Below are 20,758 nucleotides of genomic sequence, written 5' to 3'. Positions count from 1 at the left end.
TTACTTAGCCTTCACGGTTAATGTCTTCACGGCTTCAGGTAGGACTAACTTACCATCAACACGTTGTGAAGCAAGAAAACCAATCTGTCCATTATTGGCATAGAGTTCGTTCAAACGTTTGAAGGTACGACCCTGACGATCCGCAATCCAATAATATGAGAAATCACCAAATGCAATGGCCTTGTTTCCTGCTTCAGGAAGTGGGGCAAAGGTTGATGTATAGTATGGACGATTTAGAATCAAATCTGGTTGTCCAGCTTGAGTGGATGGCTGCCAAATGTAGTTGCCATTATTATCTTTGAGTTTACGGATAGCTTTGACAGTCGTATCATGTAAAATCCAAACTGCGTTCTTACGATAGGGTGCTGGTAGAGAATGATACAGTTCAATCATGTCATCAAAGGTAATATCCTTTGTAGCCGTCGTTGGACCTGTAACTTCTGCCTGAGTAAAGATACCTGTTGGTTTCTTAGAACCATCACCAATCAAGAATGCCTTTTCTTCTTCCGTTCCAATACGACGAGCAAATTCAGCTGTCATATAGGATTCAAGGTCAAAGACTGAATCGTTTAGCAACTCTTCTGAAATGCGAATGGCAGTACCAATCTTATGAGAGTCGAGTGTCACCTGACCAAAGGTTTCTTCTGTTTCTGGATATAAACCATTTTCATCCATCCATGAGGCTGATCCATGTCCAGTCACAACAGGAATCTTTCGCTCACCACTAGATGTTTTGATAACAGTCGCAAGGCTACGGAAGAAATTCTCTTCTTGTAATCCTTGAACTAGTTTCTTCTCATACTCATCAGGAACCAGATGACCACCTTCGGTATCTTCCCCAACTCGAAGGACGTCTTTGACATCAAAGAAGTGACGCTTACGGACACTTGTCCAAAATGTCTTGGCATAGCTATCTGAAGCCACACCTTTCTTTTCCTCTTCAGTAGTCTTGTCATTCAGAACTGTAGTGGGTTGCCCAATTAAAGCCTGTGAGGCTGGTTGAGCAAGTTCAAGGTCAATCTTTTCTTGTCGCTCCAATCGAGCAATCTCTTGATTGTAGAGGTTGATTTTTGCTTCCATGTCATCATAGCGTTTGGAATCTTCCTCAGATACAAGTCCATCTTCTGTTCGAACAGAATCAAGGAAGGTTTTTGCTTGTTGCCAAGCTAGGTTACGTTTTTCTTTCAATTCAAGTAATTTAGACATCAGTTCATATTCCTTTCGTTATTTGAGCAAATTCAATCGTTTTTCCAACTGATTGATAGGGATTGTTTTCTTTGGTTGTTGGACTTCAAGCTTCGCCTGCATTTTGATAAGTAAATCTTGTTGGGCGGCAGTTCGACTGAAAGAATAACTCTCAATATCAGTTCCATGTTCCCCTTGTTTGTCAAAGAGAATCTTGTCCGCAAAGCCCAGTTCAACAGCCTTTTTGGCATTGAACCAAGACTCTGAGTCCATGAGGTGTGATAGCTTGGTTCTTGAAAGTCCTGTTCTTAATTCATAGGCATTGATGATGGATTCCTTGATTTCGCCCAACATTTCAATGACCTTCTGCATATCCTTGGCTTCACCTTGTGCCACAGTCCAAGGGTTGTGAATCATCATCATGGCAACCGGACTCATAGAAACCGTTGTACCTGCCATGGCAATGACACTAGCAGCACTTGCGGCTAAGCCATCAATCACGACATGGACATCACCTTTGTAATCCATCAGCATGTTATAGATTTGAGCCGCCGCAAAAACATCACCCCCTGGACTATTAATCCAGAGGGTGATGTCTCCACTTCCTGCATGTAAATCATTTTTAAATACTTGTGGCGTGACTTCATCGCCAAACCACGTCTCATCAGCAATCTGTCCTTCAATACGAAGTGTTCGACCACTATCACCTTCTGTAAAATTCCAAAACTTATGCATCCATATCCTCCTCAGATTGAGTTTCTTGTTCTAACGGTGCTTGTTTCATAAAGCCACCTGCATCCTTCAGTTTCGTCATGTTTCCGTTTATCAAGTAGAGATTGCCACCATCCTCATCTGAGAGGAGGTTCAAGTCCTCAAGTTCACGAATATCATTTGTCGACAGCCAGCCATTTTGTCTACCAATCGCATAACCATTCATTCGACTCTGATAATCACCACGAAGAAGACCATCCACATTAAACTTCACAAAGTAGGTTTTCTTTTCTTCGGGTAAAAAAAGAGACCTCTTGAAAGCCTGTTCGAGACGAACTACCCAGGGGTCTAAGGTATATTTTACAAATTCTAGAGATTGTTGCTCAATGTTTGAAAATGAGGATTTCTCCAAGTCGCCAATCATATGAGGTGGAATGCGGTAAAGCCTTGCAATTTCATTGATTTGAAATTTTCTTGTCTGAAGAAACTGAGCTTCTTCAGGTGGAATGCCTACTTGAGTGTATTTCATCCCTTCCTCAAGTACTGCCACCTTATGTGCATTGGTTACCCCATTATAGACTGCATTCCATGAATCTCTCACTCGTTTTGGATCTTTGAGAATACCTGGGTGTTCCAAAACGCCACCTGGATTTGCACCATTTTTAAAGAATGATGCCCCATAGTTTTCCGTAGCCAAGGTCATACCGATAGCATTTTTGGCAAGGGCAATTGGAGAATAACCGATCAAGCCATCAAAACCAAGACCAGGTACATGAAGAACATCTTCTGCTCTCAAGATAGCATCTCCTTTTTCCTTAAAGTTAGGATTTTCCTCTGACTGACGCTTGTATTTGTAGTAGAGCTTACCACTCTCGTCTCGATGAACTGACATTTTATCTGGTAAGAGTGGGTAAAGACTGATAACTTGTCCACTCCTATCTCGGATAATCTGGACATAGGCATTGCCCCATATCAATAGATGGGTCATCAAGGTTTCTCTAAAGACAAAGGATGACATCTCGGAGTTAGGTTCATCATGTAAGAGAAAATAAAGGGGATGTTCCACCTTCTTCTCCTTTCCAGTTGCCGTTCTCTCATAAACGTGAATAGGTAGTGAAGCTACTGCTTCAGCTAAGATACGGACACAAGCATAGACAGCTGTCGTCTGCATAGCTTTAAACTCATCCACATTCTCCCCACTAGTCGTTCGTCCAAACAGATATGAGAAGTCCTGACCTTCATAACTATTTCGTGGTTTATCTCTAGCACGCTTACGTCCCAGTAAATCTAGTAGTCCCATACTTCCTCCTTTTGAGTACGAAAAAAGCACCTCGATTGAAGTGCTTATCGTTTATTCTTAGATGGTTTTCATCTCTCCTTCTTCAAGAAGATACCATGTTCTATCACTTTCTTGAAGTTATATCCTCAATAAGAAAAGTTTTAATGATTCCGAATGTATTCTAAAATTGCATCATAATCTAATTCGGATGAAGCTACTCCAAGTCCTAACTTCACTACTTCATCATCAGTCTGATTTAACACGATGCCATTTAATTATAGGAAAATAATCATGACAAAAACTCCAATTCGCTTGTTCCCATCAAGGAAGGCATGATTATTAACTAGCGAATAACAAAGTCTAGCAGCCTTTTCTTCAATACTTGGATACTTCTCAACACCAAAATAAGTACTAAAAGCTGAAGATAGTGAAGATTCTATTAAACCAATATCCTTAACACCATCTAAACCCCCAGTAGCTTGAATTAACCTAGTGTGTAATTCAATCACCTGTTCAACAGTTAATACTTTCATTTTGCCAATTCATTAAATGCATCAAGATGGCGTGATAAAACTGAAGTCGCAACTTCATCCAAAGTTGATTGTTCAACAACTGTAGGGGTTGCCTGTTCCTCTTTAATTAGACTCTGATAGTCCACTAATACATACTTTGGTGTGTTATTTTTCAATATTACTGCAGTACCATTCGTATCGACCATACGAGCTACCTTAGAAAAGTTTTGATTTGCTTCAGAAATAGAGACTAAGTTTTCAATATTGATTTGCATGGTAATATCCTCCTTTTCTCTATTCTACCACTTTTTAGGATATATTCAACCTATTTAGGTTGTTTTTATCCTAAAAAATTAAAATACCACGTTCATCATAAACACTTCCTTCATCGGTTTGATGACGAATGCAACGATCCAGTCCCATAATGAGTGCTACAATACCGTCAATCTTCTCGACTGACTTTTCCTTATCAGGCTTGATATTACCAGCAGGGTCTTGTCTCATGACTACGTTTTGTCCCATCCATTTAAGAACTGGATGCCCACCATGTTGAATCTTGCCTTCCATCATTAGTTTATAGAGTTCTTTAGATGGTGGACTCATATCCTTGTATCCCTGACCAAAAGGCACCATGGTCAAGCCCATTCCTTCTAGATTCTGAACCATCTGCGTCGCATTCCAACGGTCATAGGCTATCTCCTTGATATGATAGATTTCCGATAAGTCTTCTATAAATTTTTCGATAAAACCGTAGTGAACTACATTACCCTCCGTAGTTTTGATGTAGCCTTGACGCTCCCATACATCGTACAGAACATGGTCACGACGACATCTCAGTTCCAGTGTATCCTCAGGTAGCCAAAAGTAAGGCAGTACGATATAATTTTCCTCTTCGAATCTAGGAGGAAATACCAAGACTAAAGCTGTTATATCTGACGTACTAGAAAGGTCTAAACCTGCATAACAACTACGACCCTTGAGGCTATCAAATTGTATAGGATCGTTTCCTTTGGCATAGACATGTTCTGGAATCCAAGCAATACTTGAGCTTGTCCACATATTTAGACGGAGCTGCTTAAAAACATTCTCTTCTGCCGGGTTATCAAGTGCCTGTTGGTAAGCTTCTCTAACACGGTCAATCCCAATTGTATGCCCTAGTGAAGGGTTGGCTCTTCTCCAGTTTGCTTCATCATTCCAATCATCTTCATCGGATAATCCATAAACCACTGGATAGAATGACGTATCCTTCTTTCTACCATTCAGAATATCCAATGCTTTGGAATGCAACTCGTAACAGATAGAGTTTCTATCCGTTCCAGCTGTCGTGATAATAAAAAAGAGGGGTTGTTCCCTTGCGTCTCCTGACCCTTTGGTCAATACATCATACAAATGACGATTAGGCTGAGCGTGGATTTCATCAAAGACCAAGCCAGATACGTTTAGTCCATGCTTTGTCCCAGTCTCTGCAGAAAGAACTTGGTAAAATCCCGCATTGGAATAATTCACTATCCTCTTTGTCGCCCCCATAATCTTTGAGCGTTTCACAAGCGGTCTACTCATCTGTACCATCTGTTTGGCCACATCAAATACGATTGACGCTTGGTTTCGGTCACAAGCCGCACCATAAACTTCTGCACTGGCTTCATTATCTGCATAGAGTAGATAAAGTGCAATAGCTGCGGCGAGTTCGGACTTGCCATTCTTTTTTGGAATTTCAATATAGGCAGTTAAGAACTGACGGTTACCATCTTCTTTCACAATCCCAAATAGATCACGAACAATCTGTTCCTGCCACGGCAACAAATCAAATCGATTTCCTGCCCACTTGCCTTTGGTGTGGGAGAGGTTATTGATAAATGTTACTGCCCTATCAGCCTTTGCCTTATCATAGTGTGAGGTTGGAAGCATGAATGGACTTGGTTCATAATGATAGCTCATAAAATTCCTCCTAACAAATCTTCCATTTCATCACCAGTACCAACTTCTGAATCCATCGTTGCTAATCGGTTTCGTGCTGAAGGTGTCAAACCAAATTGTTCACAGAATTTAAGCATGATTTTGAGGTTGGTCTGGCTGATAGAGACTTGAGGGACTTGTTGGAGATAGCCATTCGGAGTTTTGATAATGGAGCCATGCTTGGAAAGGAACTCTTCTGCCTCTTTCCAGCGAGCGTATGCTTGACAGTAACCTGCAAAAGCAGTCATGTCCATTTCGGTTAAAATTCCCATCTGTTCGAGAATTTTTCCCATCCGTTTCCACTCCTTTTTTGCATCATCTTCAAGCCACTGTGGGCAACGTGGGGCTTTTTGTTTGGGTTTGACTTCATTCGTAGGGAGTGGTCGCTTACCAGGATTTCCCTCAAGTATTTTCATATTCGTAGGCTTTGGTTTTCGCCCCCTGATTGCCACAATCTCACCTCCTTTAGAGTAAGAAAAAAGAACTCAATTCGAGTTCTTTCTTAAAGTTCATTAAAGTTATCAAGTACGGCCTGATAGACAATTCTGTCAATATCGTCCATGTTATCTATTTCATTCCCATATCTATATTGGTAGATATATTCACCATCTCGCTTGATAGTCAGTATTCTAATCCAAGCACTGTCTATATTCCTTGGGTCTGTTGTGTCTTCACGGAGAAACTCACAAACGTAGTGTCTGTCTCCAACCGTTCGAGTCATAATTTCCCACATCTCACATTACCTTTTCTACGATATCAATTCCATACAAAACATTTAGGCAACTGCCGTTTTCCCACTTAACTAAGAGTGAACCAATGTCATCCACTCCAATCACAGTTCCAAGTGTGCCTTTAGGAACTGGATGGGGGTCATCCATTCTAACTAATCTAACCTTAGTCCCAACCGGATAGGTTGTCTTTAGGTTATTGAACATTTTTGCGTCCATGTTATTCTCCAATCTTTTCAAATGCCCACTTAACTGCATGTCCAAAGTCTTCGAATGTTCCTGCTTCTTGGAAAATGCGGTCAAATCTGCGTTCAAAGTTTTCAAACTCTACAAGACTATCAGCCGTTTCGTAAATCTCAACTTCTGTTCCTTTATATCCATTCGATGCAACGATGACCCAATCTTTGTAAGGAATGATACTTGCGGTTGTTGGGTAGATTTCATAGAGTTTTTCAAGTGTTGTTGTCATTCTTTTGTTCTCCTCTTCTTTTGTTGTGTACATATTAACTCTAAAGGAGATTTATATCCAGTCATTTATGGAATATTTTGAAGATATATTTGATAATTATTCGTTTGCTAATATGGAAGTCGCTTCAGCAAAGGTCAAAGTCTGTCCATCACGCAATACCGTCACGTTTTCATTTCCAATTGACTCTATATAACGTTTGACAATGACATCCACAAACTTCTCATCCAACTCAATGCCGTAACAAACCCTTCCAGTTTGGTCTGCGGCCATTAGGGTCGAACCAGAACCAAGGAATGGATCAAGAACAAGCGTTCCTCGCATCGATGAATTTTGAATAGGATAGGCCATGAGTGGAATTGGTTTCATTGTTGGGTGGTCTTTACTAGATTTTGGACGGTCATATTCCCAAATGGTTGTTTGTTTACGGTCACTGAACCATTGATGTTTACCCTTTTGTTTCCAGCCAAAGAGACATGGTTCATGTTGCCACTGGTAGGGACTACGTCCAAGCACCAATGAGTTCTTTTTCCAAATGCAACATCCACTCAGATAGAAGCCCGCCTCTTTAAATGCCTTCCGGAAATTCAATCCTTCCGTATCCGCATGGAATACATAAATGGAAGCATCAGTTTCCATATGTTTTTCTACCTGAGAGAACATATCAAAGAGAAATTGGTAAAAGTCACTATCAGGCATGTTGTCATTGAGAATCTTTCCGGCTGTTTCTTCCACATCAACATTATAGGGAGGGTCTGTCACAACCAAATTTGCCTTATTATCACCTAAAAGTTGGTCATACGTCTCAGCTTTAGTTGAATCGCCACAAATCACTCGGTGTTTACCAAGTTGCCAAATGTCCCCTCGTTTTGAAAAGGTGGGTTTCTTTAATTCCTCTTCTACATCAAAGTCATCATCTGATAGGTCATTATCATGGACATTTGATAGGATGTCATCAATTTCTGGTGGTTCAAAACCAGTCAAGTCGAGATTGAAATCAGCCTCCTGTAAATCCAAAAGCAAGTCCGCCAAAAGCTGGTCATCCCATTGACCGGTGATTTTGTTAAGGGCAATGTTAAGTGCCTTTTCATCTTCCTTGGATAAATCAACAATGACACATTTGGCAGTTTCATAGTCTAAGTCCTTCAATACTGTTAATCGTTGATGACCACCAATTACCGTCAAGTCTTTATTGACAATGATGGGGTCAACGTAACCAAACTTGAGTAGGCTTTGCTTAATCTTTTCATACTCCTTGTCACCTTTTTTGAGTTTTTTTCGAGGATTGTAAGAGGCTGGGTGTAATTCAGACAATCGAATTTCTCTAATTTCCATTGTTGGTTGACTTGTCATTGGTTTCTCCTTTATAAAAGCGTGATTGAATGTAACACGAATGGCTACAAAATTTTCTATTTGGATTGGCATAAGATAAAAATGACCTGCTACATTGTTGACAAGTCAAATCTTCATATGCAGTTTTTGATTTGTCATGTTCGTCAGAATGAGTGGCCCACCAAACTTTACGACATTTATCCGAACAGAACTTCTTTGGTCTACCTATTTTGTGAGTTTTCAGTGCTTGATAACACTGTGGACAGCGAAGTCCATCATTTTGGTCGGCTGTTGCCATTTGCTTTGTCGCCGCTCCATGACCAAGCAATACTGGATTTCGTTTACAGTATTTCTTAACTGAATCTCTAGATAGACCTGTAGCCCTGCCGATTAATCCATAGCCAAGGCCTTCTGCTCGCATTTTCCAGATCTGTTTGCGTTGACTTTCGTCCATTTGTTTTCCTTTCCATCAAAAAAGGACTAAAAACAACTATTTTCTATATTGTTTCTAGCCTTTTTTACTATTTTATTACCAAAATGTCATACTAGGGAACGCTACATCCCCACATTAGAAACGTGATAACGGTGGGAACGAACGTAATAATTGAGCGATTTTAATGTACCCGCTTGCGAATTTTGCGAAATTGCACGTTTGAGGGGGCGTCGGTCTTAGTCTCCCAAGGGTTTAGAGATTTCATCCCCCCTCCCCCAAAGGGTTAAAAATTGGATACTATTGTAACGAAACTCCATGACTAAAATCGATACGAATACTCCACATATCGGTCAGTTGTCTTGGTCTTGCGGTCGTGACATGACTTACAAAGTGCTTGCCAGTTGGTTTGATTCCAAAAGAGGTCTTGGTCACCTCTGTGGGGTGTAATATGGTCAACCACTATTGCCTTGGTCAATCGACCTTTGACTTTACATTGAACACAGAGTGGATGAACTTTTAAGTAACGAAGTCGTGCTTTATTCCACTGGGCATTGTATCCTTTGGCTTTGGTTGACTTGTTATCCAGTTGGTAGTTTGCTTTATGGTTCTCACAATACTTCTGCCCATAAGGTACTAGGTTAGGACAACCATTTTGTTTACAAGGTGTGCTTGGTCTTCTTGGCATCTTACTTCTCCCAAGGAAGATAGGCTTTTGTGAAATGTCCAAAGCAAGTTGTCTTGGTGTAGTCTACATTCAAGAGATGAAGTTCCTTAATGATACCTCGTGGTGTTAAATCATACCGCTCACGAATCATTCCTTCCAGTTGTTTTGCAGTGTAGCGACTGGTTCCAAAGGTTTCTACATGCACCGACACAGGTTTGGCTACTCCAATGGCATAGGCTAATTGTACTTCACATCGTTTCGCATACCCTTCTCGAACAATATCCTTAGCAATCTTTCGTGCCATGTATGTAGCTGAGCGGTCAACCTTGCTTGGGTCTTTTCCAGAGAAGGCACCTCCACCATGATGTGCGAAACCGCCGTAGGTATCCGCCACAATCTTTCTACCAGTAACTCCTGCATCCGCAAATGAACCACCAAGTACGAAACGACCAGTTGGATTGACTAGAACTTTGAAATCTAGATTCTGACGGTAACGAAGGGCAACTGACGTCATAGCCTCTGTCACAATTCGTTTCACTTTGGCAAGGTCGGCCGTTTCGGTATGTTGGATAGAAACCAAAAAGGTATCAATCCTATTTTTGTCGTAGTCGTAGGATACTTGGGCTTTGGCATCTTTTCCAAGAAGAGGGTGTCCTAGTGACATGAGTTTTTCAAGGACACGAGTTGCCAGAACATAAGGCAAAGGCAGGTACTCAGGAGTTTCGTCTGTCGCATAACCAAACATCATTCCTTGGTCACCAGCACCACCATTATCTACTCCTTGTGCAATATCTGAGCTTTGGAGTCCAAGTAGGTTAGTTACCCGAACATTCTTCATACCAAGTGGCTCGACAACCTGACGTACAATGTTCTCGAGATTAAAGTAATGTCTAGTTGAAATTTCACCAGCTACCACAACTTGGTTATCCTTGATTAAGGTCTCAACTGCCACTCGACTTGATTTGTCATACTTTAGACACTCCGTCAAAATGGCATCTGAAATCTGATCACAGATTTTATCTGGGTGTCCAACTGAAACTTGTTCACTAGAAATAATCATAATTCCTCCACGCAAAAAGCCCAACCTTTATGTGGCTAGGCTTTACTTTATTTTACTGATTTTTGACCTGCTTCGTAGGCTCTCTCCAATGCTCTTTTGATACCCCATACCGAAACATCGTAGAAGTCAAGATTATCACTCCAACGTTTTTCCAAGGTTTCTACAAAAAGTTCTTCCTTTGCAATTTCTGTTAAAAGGGCATTGAGTTTTTCTTGTTGGCGTTTTGTCATTGTATTATTCTCCTCTTCTTTTGTTGTGTACATATTAACTCTAAAGTGGAGATATATCCAGTTATTACTGGGTATTTTTTATCTTTTTTGACACTTACAATTCTACCACAAATTTTGACAAAGTGAGGTCAATGTTAGGTCATACTTAGTGCAGGGGTAGGTTACTTGTAGGTCAAGGGTAGGTCAGGGAGAGGTTACTTCTCCAAAGAAAATCCCATTTTCATATACACTTCCCTAACATGGTCTAAGACCTTACGTCGCCAATTTCTAACAGTACTTCGACTAATATGAAACTCTCTCATCAAACTATCCCAATTACTATCTGTCTTAAGCATGGATTGCGCAAAATCATACAAATCTCCCTTTAGAAATTTTATAGCCATCTCAAAATTATCAAGGTCATTAGCCAATCGGATATACCGTTGCGATAAATCCGCCAATTGTTCCTCATTTTCCTGAATCATCTTCTCACGAAAATTCAGCGCAATCATCTCTGACCGTTGATTGGTAGGTGTACTTTTAACTCTAGGTTCATCAGATTTTTCAAAAACGAGTGAACCAATAACCTCATTTTCTGTCACTGGTTTGAAATGTTCCAAACGATACTTTAACATCTCCAAGTCACTTTTGAGTTCATTGTAATTCGTCAGTATGTGCTCTGCCTTATCCATCTGCCCCTCCTACTTGTGCTTTAACTGCTTCAATCAGCCGTTCTTGTTGTGCATCTTTGTTTTCTAGTGCCTTTAGGATTTCTTCATCAATCGTTCCTTCAGTCACAATGTGTTGGATAACAACAGTCTCAGACTCTTGCCCCTGTCGCCAAAGCCGTGCATTCGTTTGTTGGTATAGTTCCAACGACCATGTTAAACAAAACCAGACCAAGTGGTGACCGCCTTTTTGGAGGTTCAAACCATGACCTGCTCCAGCAGGATGAAGTAAGCCAACTGAAACATTACCTTTATTCCATTCACGAATATCTTCTTCTGTTTTCAACACCCTATTCTTTACCTTGAGTTTTTCTAAACGACCAATAATCCGAGCCAAGTCATGTTTGAACCAATAGGCAACTAAAACCGGCTCTCCATTTGCGGATTCAAGGATATCTTCAAGGGCATCTAGTTTCTGTTCATGTAGTGGCACAACCGTATGATCATCTGAATATACGGCTCCATTGGACAATTGAACTAACTTGTTCGTAAGGCTTGCAGCATTGGCAGCAGTTACTTCTAGTCCGTCTAACACTGACAATACATACTCTTTCTTAAACTGACTGTACTTTTCTTTTTCCTTTTCAGTCATACGAACCAGTTTCTTGGTTGAAATCAATTCAGGCATATCCAGATAATCTAGGGCTTTCATGGAAATGGTAATATCACTAATCTTGTCTTGAATTTGACACTCCGCATAGTCCATGGGGATGTATTCATAGACAATATTGCCATTGCGACGACCTTCTTCAAAGTAGCGACTACGAAACTCACCAATGAATCGACCAAGACGTTCCCCACCATCAATGACCTTGAACTCTGCGAACAAGTCCATTAGTCCGTTTGAACTTGGTGTTCCTGTTAGTCCAACCACTCGCTTCATGTAAGGTCGCATAGCCATGAAGGCTTTGAAACGCTTGGATTGCCATGACTTGAAAGAACTCAATTCATCAATTACTACCATATCCCACTTGAAATACGGACTGCATTGTTCCACCAACCAAGGGAGGTTTTCACGATTGACGATATAGATATCCGCATCTTTCTGAAGAGCTACCTTTCGTTGCTTGGGAGTACCAACTATTTTCGAATACCGTAAGTGACGCAACTCAGACCATTGCTCAATCTCATCACTCCAGACTGTATTTGCGACGCGCAGCGGGGCAATCACTAGAACCTTTGTGACCTCAAATCTATCAAACATCAGCTCATTTACTGCAGACAAAGTTGTAGCCGTCTTCCCCATCCCCATGTCTAATATGACTGCTGCATAAGGGTGACCTATGATGAAGTCCTTGGCGACTACCTGATAGTTATGTAATATCAATTTCATCTAGCACTTCTCCAATCATCTCAATGCGGTCTATCACATAAACCGTAAAGCCTAACCGCTCGAACAGTTTATGCCTTGACACTTGTAACTCCCTTGGCTTTTGGTCAGGAGCTTTCACTTCCACCAGACCAAACTTGCCTTTGGGTAAAAACACCAACCTGTCTGGCACACCAGAAAAAGATGGTGATACCCACTTAGGACAAATCCCTCCACGCTTTTTCACTTCACTTACTAATTTCCGCTCTACAAATCTTTCTCTCATAAACAATCCTTTCGTCAGAAAATGAATGGAGGTCTAGTAAACTCGAATCAGTAACTTTTTATATAGGGCTTTTATAGTAATAATTAACCCATTATAAAAGTTATAGAAAAGAGTATCACTACTTCCATAACTAATAATAGTGCTGGTTGTGGAACTCATATCTTAAACCTGACACTCAGCCAAGTAAGCCATATTATGTTCCATGACCTCCAACTTCCATTCTTCATACTCAAAAATTTGTCAGACTTTTTTTCAAAGGCTAGCATGACTTCCGTTAGTCCAAGAAGTCATCCAATAGTTTCAAACCAACAATGGCATTAAACTTACTAGTCCTCTGACGATGGTAGCCTGCCGATTCAAGTGCCGTGTAAAAGTCAGTAGTACTTCTGATATATTCTCCATTCTGTAGAGCGTAGGCACGATAGGCAGAATATAAATCGCCTGATTTTTGGAGATAACCTTTCTCAATCTCACAGTTTTCCTCAATGAAATGTCCCAACCAATCATTGGCTTCTCGATAAGCTCTGACGGATTCTTGAACAACCTTTGGTAATTTCGTTTTAAAGTTTGCCTTGATGGCTTTCTCAGCTCCTTCGATGATCCAGGATATAATGGCTGGTGCCGCATTGTCATAAAGATAGTCCGCAAAGTTCTTCACATCTGACTTGCCCGTAATCTTGGCATTGAATGGGATCACAATCAATCGTCGCCAAATACCATCATCGTTCGCTCCGACTTTTGGCAGATGGTTGGTGTAAAGAACCAGCGTATGGGATGGAACAAAATGGAAGGGATCCTTGTACTTCTTCTCAGCATAAATTTCATCAGTCGAACAAAGTTGCTTAACCAGCCCTGTATTCAAACGCATCCCTTCATCCATTTCAGATGCAATAATGAGTCGTTTTCCTTTTAGTTCAGCCATCTCGGGCTTAACATTTCGTTTGTTCGACATGGTCAAGGCATCAGCGGATAATTTTCCAGAATAGCTACCTAGTACACGAGCTATGGTATTCCAAAATGTTGATTTTCCATTTGCACCACCTCCATAAGCGATAATCATATGTTCCTGATAGACTTTTCCGATGGCTGCCATACCGACTACCATCTGTACATAATCAATTAGTTCTTGGTCTCCGCAGAAAAAGGTCGCTAAAGTCTCTTGCCATAGCCCAATCCCTTTAATGCCTGGACTTGCAGTGGTCATTTTTGTCAGATAATCCGTCGCAGAATGTGCCTGACTACCAGATAAGCCACACTTAAGGTCATAGGTTGCATCGGGAGTGTTTAGTAATATATCGTTTTTATCCAGTTCAGAAATGTCAATTGCAAGCATAGGCTTGGCGGTATTGTGGGTCGCTATAATGTAACGGTAGTCCCTACGTTTCATGACGAATTGATAATATGCCTTTGCCGAAAGATACTTGGCGAGCAGTATCTGTTGATTTGGTGAATCAATTAGTTTCACTAAGCCTTTCCCACCCTCACGAACAATACTTTCTGGAATACCGGTCTGAACGAGTTGTTTAATGGCACTTTCATACTGTTCACTTGCTTCTTCAAGTTGTAAGTCCATGAATTCAAGGATAGTTCCAATTGCTAACTGCTTGTCTTCCTTCCAATACTTCCCATTAAATGTGAGATAGTCTGTCGCATTTGTATAAGCCAATTTATCCCCAAACTCACGAGCCAGTACTCCTGCTTCTCCAATGTCAGAATAATCATCTGGTTTCAAGGAGTCTCGATTAAAAGCATCTGGAGCCACATAGCCTTTAGATGTTTTTATGGTTCTGTTGTAGAATCGGACTGCACTCCCCCAGATGGAATCTAACTCTGCTTTATCAAGTGGTGGTACACATTTCTGTGCCTGCTCATCAAAACCATCCCTAGCTTCTTGGGTCACGCCTAACCGTTTGACAATCTTAGCTGCAAATACAGACATAGTTGAATTACGACTCCCTTCCTGGATTGGTCCACTTGGAGGAGTATAGAAGTCTGCATCGAAATCTTCCCCGTCTTCAATAGAAACAACTTGAAACAAATCTTCATCAATAGTTAGCCATGAATCATGCCATATAACCTGTGCATTTGGATTTCCAAAGAAGAAACGTGCCGCATCCTTGGCATGATTATCAAAAAACTTGTATTGATTACAAAGTTCTTCCTTCATAGCTACGTAGACATCTTTATCAGTTACCTCATTGATTTTGAAGTAAATATGATATTTTGGTCTTGGAGCTTTTCCTGCCTTTGCCTGCATATGACTTCGACTAGTTACCAAGGCAAAGTTGTAATCCGCAAAGATTTCTTTTAATCGCTCGACCGTCATCCATTCATCTGGATTCTCAGAGTGGTCATTATCAATATCCATGACCAAAACATCCGACTTGATGAAATTGGCATTTGAGCGTGTATTGTTTAAAAACAGCCCTGCCACATGGTCAAATTGCGCAACAGTTTGTAGCGATATTTCATCAGTAATAGTTACTTGATTGGGATAAACCGTGGTTGTTTGAACTCCAGTCTGTCCTGAATGAGATAAGGTAAATTGCATTATGCGCCCTCCAAATGTAATTAATGATATGTGGAGTTTTTTCCCTCCTACCTTATTAGGTAGAACGACGACTCATTTTTCCGCCCCTTAATAAACTTTTTTCAAAAAAAAATAATCTTCCTTTATATAGCTAGAGGAAGATTTTTTTCTTGTATGCCAAAATAAAAATTTTTTATAAAAAAGCGGAAAATTTCACCCCAGTTTTACCTATATAGGTGTAAGAGATGAAAAACATCGATTCAAAAAATTTTTATTAAAAACCGGAATTTCTGTTCACATCTCTACCTAATAAGATAGGAGGTCACAAAATGACTAAAGAAATAACTGTGAATCACAATGATGAACTGGTCGATACTCTAACTGCCATCAGCGTCATCTCAAAGCAACTCGCTCGTAAGATAAAGGAGGAAGAAAACAATGAGCAAAATGAAAGAACTGAATAGACTAATTCATGATATGGAAGAAACCGCAAAGTACTACCTTCGCTTGGTGGATGAGTTCAAAAAACTCCTATCTAATGATAATGAAACAGTTCCTGAACCAATATCACCAAAATCTGAACCACAAAGGGAAATTCAATTGGAGGATGTCCGTGCAATCCTTGCTACAAAGGCAAAAGATGGCTTTAAGAATGAGGTTCGTGCTCTTCTAAATGCTTACGGTGCTTCTTCTCTATCAGCTCTTGACCCTAAACACTTTGCGGCAGTCCTTGAAGAAGCCGGAGGGATTGGTAATGACTAACCACGCCATTCTATCCGCATCTGCATCACATCGTTGGTTGAACTGTCCACCTTCCGTTCGGTTAACAGAAGATATGCCAGATGTAAACTCTGAGTTTGCCCTTGAAGGTACGGATGCTCACGAGTTATGTGCTTATCTAGTCGAGAAAGCTTTAGGTAGGAATGCGCGTGATCCAACTGAGGATTTAGCATTTTACAACGATGAAATGCAGATTTGCGCAGAAGAATACCGCAACTATGTCATGGAGCAAGTTGAGAAAGCTAAAGGCTACTCCCGTGACCCTACAGTTCTTGTCGAACAACGACTGGACTTTTCTAAGTGGGTACCTGAAGGATTTGGAACTGGAGATTGCCTTATTGTAGCAGATGGACTTCTTCAGGTTATTGATTATAAGCACGGACTTGGTGTTCTAGTTGATGCAGACTATAACCCACAAATGATGTGTTATGCCCTAGGTGCTCTTGAGATGTTTGATGGGCTTTATGATTTTGATAAAGTCACCATGACCATCTTTCAACCACGAAAACATAACATATCTACCTTTGAGATAGAAAAGACTGAGTTGATTGAATGGGCAGAAAACGAACTCGCTCCAAAAGCTGAACTTGCATTCAAAGGTGAAGGGAATATGCAGTCTGGTAAACACTGCCAATTCTGTAAACTCAAGAATGTCTGTCGCAAACGTGCTGAGAATAATTTGGCACTAGCCAAGATGGAGTTCGCTAACCCTACAACCCTTGATTATGAGGATATTGCAGAGATTTTGCCTAAGCTGGACTTGCTAGTTTCGTGGGCAAATGATGTCAAAGCCTATGCTTTGAAAGAAGCCACTGAGGGACACGCCATTCCAGGCTACAAACTGGTAGAAGGACGGTCAGTTCGTAAGTATTCAGACGAAGCTGCCGTCAGTCAAGCTGTGATGGATGCTGGCTATGACCCTTACGAAAAGAAACTCTTGACTATCACTGCCATGACCAAACTCCTCGGCAAGAAAACTTTTAACGACCTACTTGGTGGTCTCGTAATAAAACCAAGTGGTAAACCAACACTCGTTCCAATTGACGATAGCCGTCAAGAGATGAACCTAGCAAAAAATGAATTTAAAGAGGAATAACAATATGACAACTAAAGTAATTACAGGACCAAACACTCGCTTCAGCTACTTAAATGCCAACGAGCCAAAATCTATAAATGGTAGCACTCCCAAGTATAGTGCTTCTCTCATCATCCCTAAAGATGATACAGTCACCATTAACAAAATCAAGGCTGCTATTGAGCAAGCATATAAAGAAGGTGAGTCAAAACTCAAGGGCAACGGTAAATCTGTACCTGCTCTATCTACTCTGAAAACTCCCCTACGTGACGGTGACCTTGAACGCCCTGATGATGAAGCTTACAAAAATGCTTACTTCGTAAATGCCAACTCTCCACACAAACCTGGAGTCGTTGATGGCAATCGTCAAGAAATCATTGATACTTCAGAATTGTACTCTGGTATCTATGGTCGTGCTTCTATTACCTTCTATGCTTTCAATTCAAATGGTAATAAAGGTATTGCTTGCGGTTTGAATAACTTGCAAAAATTGCGTGATGGTGAGCCCCTCGGTGGACGCACTCGTGCTGAAGATGATTTTGCGACAGAAGATGATGATGACTTTTTGAACTAGAAATGGAGAATTAGATTGATGATGTATACTATTTTAACTTGTACTTTAATGGGAATTTGGGTGTTAATAGCACTATACTTTGGATATATGACCATTAGAAATGACATTCGAAATGAAATGGAACGAAAGGCGAAGCAAAATAAAGAAAAACTTAGCCAAACACCACTCAGTCGAAAAAACAAATAGAACTTTAGGTGGCAGTACTTCTGTCACCTTTTTCAGAAAGGACAAACTATGCCGATTAAAGAACTCAGCATCGACATTGAAACCTATTGCGACATTGACTTACGAAAATCTGGTGTCTATCGCTATGCGGAAGATAACAGTTTTGAAATCCTTTTGTTTGCGGTATCTGTCGATAATGGACCAGTGACTGTTTACGACTTAACTAAGGAGAAATTACCACAAGACATTCTTGAAGCTTTAGTAGACGATAGAGTGATCAAATGGGCATTCAACGCTTCATTTGAGCGAATTTGTCTATCCACCTGGCTTAAGAAACATCATCCTGAATTCTTATCAGATGGATTTCTCTCGCCAGTTTCGTGGCGGTGTAGCATGATTTGGTCCGCATATTTAGGACTCCCACTTTCCTTAGAAGGGGTTGGAACAGTTCTCAAACTCAAAGACAAAAAGATGAGAGAGGGGGCTGACCTCATTCGCTACTTCTGCGTGCCTTGTAAGCCAACAAAAGCCAATGGGGGACGAATTCGTAACTTTCCTCATCACGCACCTAACAAGTGGTCTACATTTATCAATTACAACAGACGTGATGTTGAGGTCGAATTGGCCATTAAGGAACGGGTGAAAAACTTCCCAGTACCTAGCTTTGTTTGGAATGAGTACCACCAGGATCAGATTATCAATGACCGTGGTATTGGCATAGATATTGATTTTGTCAAAGCTGCTATCAAAATAGACGGAGAGAGCAAAGCTAAAATCCAAGAAGAACTAAAAGCCTTAACTGGTCTTGAAAATCCAAACTCAGTTCTGCAGATGATTGGCTGGTTACGAGATCACGGAGTAACTACAGATTCACTCGACAAAAAAACTGTGAAAGAACTTCTCAAAACGGTTGATGAAACAACTGCTCAAGTTCTCAAACTTCGTCAGCAAGCTGCCAAATCAAGTGTCTCTAAGTACCAGGCTATGATGAACTGTGTGTGTAAGGATGGTAGAGTAAGGGGGATGTTCCAATTTTACGGAGCAAACCGAACTGGTCGCTGGGCTGGTCGCTTGGTGCAACTTCAGAATCTACCTCAGAACCATCTTCCTGACCTTGAGGAAGCTAGAGAACTTTTCGGAACAGGTGACTTAGAAGCTACTGAGCTAATCTACGACACACAAGATACCTTATCTCAACTTATCCGAACAGCCTTTGTCCCTAGTAAAGGAAAGAAATTCATTGTTTGCGACTTCTCTGCCATCGAAGCTCGAGTACTCTCTCACCTGGCTGGAGAGAGATGGCGTAGTAAAGTATTTGAACAAGGAAAAGACATCTACTGTATGTCCGCTTCTCAGATGTTTGGAGTACCAGTTGAAAAACATGGACAAAATTCTGAATTGAGACAAAAAGGGAAAATTGCAGAGCTAGCTTGCGGATATGGAGGTTCAGTCGGTGCATTGAAAGCCATGGGGGCGCTTGATATGGGACTAACTGAGGAAGAACTCCAACCACTAGTAAACTCATGGCGACTAGCTAATCCGAATATCGTTCTCTATTGGTGGGATGTCGATAATGCTGTAAAGACTGCTGTAAAGGAACTAATTCCAACATCTACTCACGGTATTCAATTTGAAGTAAAACGTGGCATTTTATTCATCACCTTACCATCTGGTCGTAAGCTAGCGTATATCAAACCAAGAATTGGCGATAACCAGTTCGGCGGAGAGTCCGTCACTTACGAAGGAACTGGAACTGCCAAACGTTGGGATAGACTAGAAAGCTACGGTCCAAAATTTGTGGAGAACATTGTTCAAGCTATCAGTAGAGACATACTTGCATTCTCTATGAAGCAACTAAAAAATTTCAAGATTGTAGGCCATGTCCACGATGAAGTCATAATCGAATGTCCAATTGAACAAAAACTTGATGAAGTTGCATCATTAATGGGGATAGCACCTGACTGGTTGTCTGATATTAATCTTAGGGTAGATGGATATGAATGCTTTTTCTATCAAAAAGACTAGCAAAAAATCGCCACCTCAAAATGAGATGGCGATTTTCATTTATTGATTTAGTTCTTTATAAACCTCCTTTGCGAGTGCATGTGCTTTCTTGATGGCTTCATAACCTTGGGTCTTTTTCATACCAAGTTTTTCAATGATTTCTTGTTTGCTAATGGTGACATCTTGGTAGATTAGCTTTAGGATATTACCGTACTTCTCATTACGTTGATATACAACATCAATCAATTCTTCTAGTGTCTCAATAAGCATCAGTTTCTCCTCGTGAGAAGGGATTCCAGTTGGGTCATTTCCCTTTATATTTTCATTATTCATATTTTCCATCATCTCTTCCAAAGATAAAACATCTGAATCACTTTTAAATTGATTTAGATAGATATTGACATCCTTGTAATATATCTTCAAAGCGTTGTCAAAATGTTCTAGTTTGATTGGAGCATAAGCAACTGGTACTCGTGAACCGTTTTTCATACGAGCAGTTTTCATATTCGAACGATTAATACCCATCGCTTTTATCATATCGTTATTCATTACTACGATTGGAATAAGAACTTCCCCTTCTTCACAAGGAATATCATTGTAGGTTTTTTCATCACGATAGCTTTCTGGAGTGTATTTTGAAATTTGATTTTGTTCATTAATTGACATGTCTTGTCACCTTTTCCTTCGTTCACAAAGGAAATGGACATGCCAAAAGAACTATTTAATTTTGTTTCTGACCACATCAGCAGTTCCTTTGCTAAATCATGGCCAG

The 20,758-nt window shown here is 40.6% G+C and carries 25 protein-coding genes and 1 pseudogene; 6 read left to right on the top strand and 20 right to left on the bottom strand.

What is annotated here, in order from left to right:
- From HMPREF2574_RS03355 to HMPREF2574_RS03265, 19 genes and pseudogenes are all read right to left on the bottom strand, one after another.
- Entirely contained in the window at positions 1 to 1,206 is a 1,206-nt protein-coding gene (locus tag HMPREF2574_RS03355; protein WP_024052957.1) for a phage major capsid protein, read from the bottom strand.
- A gap of 18 nt (positions 1,207 to 1,224) precedes the next feature.
- A complete protein-coding gene (locus tag HMPREF2574_RS03350) occupies positions 1,225 to 1,920 on the bottom strand; it encodes a head maturation protease, ClpP-related (RefSeq protein ID WP_024052956.1) in 696 nt (231 codons plus the stop codon).
- Positions 1,913 to 3,196, bottom strand: coding sequence for a phage portal protein (locus tag HMPREF2574_RS03345; RefSeq protein ID WP_024052955.1), 1,284 nt, complete (start codon positions 3,194 to 3,196; stop codon positions 1,913 to 1,915). The genes HMPREF2574_RS03350 and HMPREF2574_RS03345 overlap by 8 nt, the downstream gene beginning before the upstream one ends.
- A gap of 140 nt (positions 3,197 to 3,336) precedes the next feature.
- A pseudogene (locus HMPREF2574_RS03340) lies at positions 3,337 to 3,708 on the bottom strand (type II toxin-antitoxin system death-on-curing family toxin).
- Complete coding sequence (locus tag HMPREF2574_RS03335) at positions 3,705 to 3,962, bottom strand: type II toxin-antitoxin system Phd/YefM family antitoxin (protein ID WP_024052953.1); 258 nt, start codon at positions 3,960 to 3,962, stop codon at positions 3,705 to 3,707. Before HMPREF2574_RS03335 ends, HMPREF2574_RS03340 begins: the two are co-directional and overlap by 4 nt.
- 70 nt (positions 3,963 to 4,032) lie before the next feature.
- Positions 4,033 to 5,625 (bottom strand): terminase large subunit, encoded by a 1,593-nt coding sequence (locus tag HMPREF2574_RS03330; protein ID WP_060794287.1) that lies wholly within the window; start codon positions 5,623 to 5,625, stop codon positions 4,033 to 4,035.
- Complete coding sequence (locus HMPREF2574_RS03325) at positions 5,622 to 6,095, bottom strand: phage terminase small subunit P27 family (protein WP_003058374.1); 474 nt, start codon at positions 6,093 to 6,095, stop codon at positions 5,622 to 5,624. The genes HMPREF2574_RS03330 and HMPREF2574_RS03325 overlap by 4 nt, the downstream gene beginning before the upstream one ends.
- Positions 6,096 to 6,145: 50 nt before the next feature.
- Positions 6,146 to 6,364, bottom strand: a complete 219-nt coding sequence (locus tag HMPREF2574_RS03320) for a hypothetical protein (RefSeq protein ID WP_253219880.1) — start codon at positions 6,362 to 6,364, stop codon at positions 6,146 to 6,148.
- Positions 6,365 to 6,377: 13 nt separating this feature from the next.
- Positions 6,378 to 6,590, bottom strand: a complete 213-nt coding sequence (locus HMPREF2574_RS03315; RefSeq protein ID WP_015057738.1) for a DUF4314 domain-containing protein — start codon at positions 6,588 to 6,590, stop codon at positions 6,378 to 6,380.
- 1 nt (position 6,591) lies between these two features.
- Positions 6,592 to 6,840 (bottom strand): Nmad4 family putative nucleotide modification protein, encoded by a 249-nt coding sequence (locus HMPREF2574_RS03310; RefSeq protein ID WP_070812188.1) that lies wholly within the window; start codon positions 6,838 to 6,840, stop codon positions 6,592 to 6,594.
- Positions 6,841 to 6,936: 96 nt separating this feature from the next.
- Entirely contained in the window at positions 6,937 to 8,190 is a 1,254-nt protein-coding gene (locus HMPREF2574_RS03305; protein WP_024052947.1) for a site-specific DNA-methyltransferase, read from the bottom strand.
- Positions 8,162 to 8,623, bottom strand: coding sequence for a hypothetical protein (locus HMPREF2574_RS03300; protein WP_024052946.1), 462 nt, complete (start codon positions 8,621 to 8,623; stop codon positions 8,162 to 8,164). Before HMPREF2574_RS03300 ends, HMPREF2574_RS03305 begins: the two co-directional genes overlap by 29 nt.
- Before the next feature lie 298 nt (positions 8,624 to 8,921).
- A complete protein-coding gene (locus HMPREF2574_RS03295; RefSeq protein WP_024052945.1) occupies positions 8,922 to 9,287 on the bottom strand; it encodes an HNH endonuclease in 366 nt (121 codons plus the stop codon).
- Position 9,288: 1 nt separating this feature from the next.
- On the bottom strand, positions 9,289 to 10,326 hold the full coding sequence (gene metK, locus HMPREF2574_RS03290; RefSeq protein WP_024052944.1) for a methionine adenosyltransferase: 1,038 nt from the start codon (positions 10,324 to 10,326) through the stop codon (positions 9,289 to 9,291).
- 47 nt (positions 10,327 to 10,373) lie between these two features.
- The gene (locus HMPREF2574_RS03285; protein ID WP_024388637.1) at positions 10,374 to 10,556 is read right to left on the bottom strand and encodes a DUF6900 domain-containing protein; all 183 of its coding nucleotides are present in this window, start codon (positions 10,554 to 10,556) and stop codon (positions 10,374 to 10,376) included.
- Between the two features lie 194 nt (positions 10,557 to 10,750).
- On the bottom strand, positions 10,751 to 11,227 hold the full coding sequence (locus HMPREF2574_RS03280) for a hypothetical protein (protein WP_024052942.1): 477 nt from the start codon (positions 11,225 to 11,227) through the stop codon (positions 10,751 to 10,753).
- Positions 11,220 to 12,596 carry a DEAD/DEAH box helicase gene (locus HMPREF2574_RS03275; protein WP_024052941.1) on the bottom strand — a complete coding sequence of 459 codons (1,377 nt, stop codon included), beginning with the start codon at positions 12,594 to 12,596 and terminating at the stop codon, positions 11,220 to 11,222. Before HMPREF2574_RS03275 ends, HMPREF2574_RS03280 begins: the two co-directional genes overlap by 8 nt.
- Positions 12,577 to 12,858 (bottom strand): VRR-NUC domain-containing protein, encoded by a 282-nt coding sequence (locus HMPREF2574_RS03270; RefSeq protein WP_024052940.1) that lies wholly within the window; start codon positions 12,856 to 12,858, stop codon positions 12,577 to 12,579. The genes HMPREF2574_RS03275 and HMPREF2574_RS03270 overlap by 20 nt, the downstream gene beginning before the upstream one ends.
- 274 nt (positions 12,859 to 13,132) lie before the next feature.
- On the bottom strand, positions 13,133 to 15,409 hold the full coding sequence (locus HMPREF2574_RS03265) for a phage/plasmid primase, P4 family (RefSeq protein ID WP_024052939.1): 2,277 nt from the start codon (positions 15,407 to 15,409) through the stop codon (positions 13,133 to 13,135).
- Positions 15,410 to 15,717: 308 nt separating this feature from the next.
- Between HMPREF2574_RS03265 and HMPREF2574_RS10820 the strand changes: the two genes are divergently transcribed.
- The 6 genes from HMPREF2574_RS10820 to HMPREF2574_RS03245 are packed head-to-tail and all read left to right on the top strand — an operon-like array spanning position 15,718 to position 20,007.
- Positions 15,718 to 15,852 (top strand): hypothetical protein, encoded by a 135-nt coding sequence (locus HMPREF2574_RS10820; RefSeq protein WP_255296299.1) that lies wholly within the window; start codon positions 15,718 to 15,720, stop codon positions 15,850 to 15,852.
- Positions 15,827 to 16,150, top strand: coding sequence for a hypothetical protein (locus HMPREF2574_RS03260; RefSeq protein ID WP_042754173.1), 324 nt, complete (start codon positions 15,827 to 15,829; stop codon positions 16,148 to 16,150). The genes HMPREF2574_RS10820 and HMPREF2574_RS03260 overlap by 26 nt, the downstream gene beginning before the upstream one ends.
- Positions 16,143 to 17,264 (top strand): DUF2800 domain-containing protein, encoded by a 1,122-nt coding sequence (locus HMPREF2574_RS03255; RefSeq protein ID WP_042754171.1) that lies wholly within the window; start codon positions 16,143 to 16,145, stop codon positions 17,262 to 17,264. The genes HMPREF2574_RS03260 and HMPREF2574_RS03255 overlap by 8 nt, the downstream gene beginning before the upstream one ends.
- A 4-nt stretch (positions 17,265 to 17,268) precedes the next feature.
- Positions 17,269 to 17,817: a DUF2815 family protein gene (locus HMPREF2574_RS03250; RefSeq protein ID WP_024052936.1), complete on the top strand. Its 549-nt coding sequence runs from the start codon at positions 17,269 to 17,271 to the stop codon at positions 17,815 to 17,817.
- An 18-nt stretch (positions 17,818 to 17,835) separates the two neighbouring features.
- Complete coding sequence (locus tag HMPREF2574_RS10530) at positions 17,836 to 18,003, top strand: hypothetical protein (RefSeq protein WP_167697705.1); 168 nt, start codon at positions 17,836 to 17,838, stop codon at positions 18,001 to 18,003.
- Positions 18,004 to 18,051: 48 nt separating this feature from the next.
- Positions 18,052 to 20,007, top strand: coding sequence for a DNA polymerase (locus HMPREF2574_RS03245; protein ID WP_024052934.1), 1,956 nt, complete (start codon positions 18,052 to 18,054; stop codon positions 20,005 to 20,007).
- 39 nt (positions 20,008 to 20,046) lie between these two features.
- Here HMPREF2574_RS03245 and HMPREF2574_RS03240 read toward each other — a convergent pair whose 3' ends face one another.
- Complete coding sequence (locus HMPREF2574_RS03240; RefSeq protein WP_024052933.1) at positions 20,047 to 20,652, bottom strand: hypothetical protein; 606 nt, start codon at positions 20,650 to 20,652, stop codon at positions 20,047 to 20,049.
- Between the last annotated feature and the right edge of the window lie 106 nt (positions 20,653 to 20,758).

It is taken from the genome of Streptococcus sp. HMSC034E12 (assembly GCF_001835915.1).
In the GTDB taxonomy this organism is placed as follows: domain Bacteria; phylum Bacillota; class Bacilli; order Lactobacillales; family Streptococcaceae; genus Streptococcus; species Streptococcus vaginalis.
This window is presented reverse-complemented; position numbering and strand designations above follow the sequence as displayed.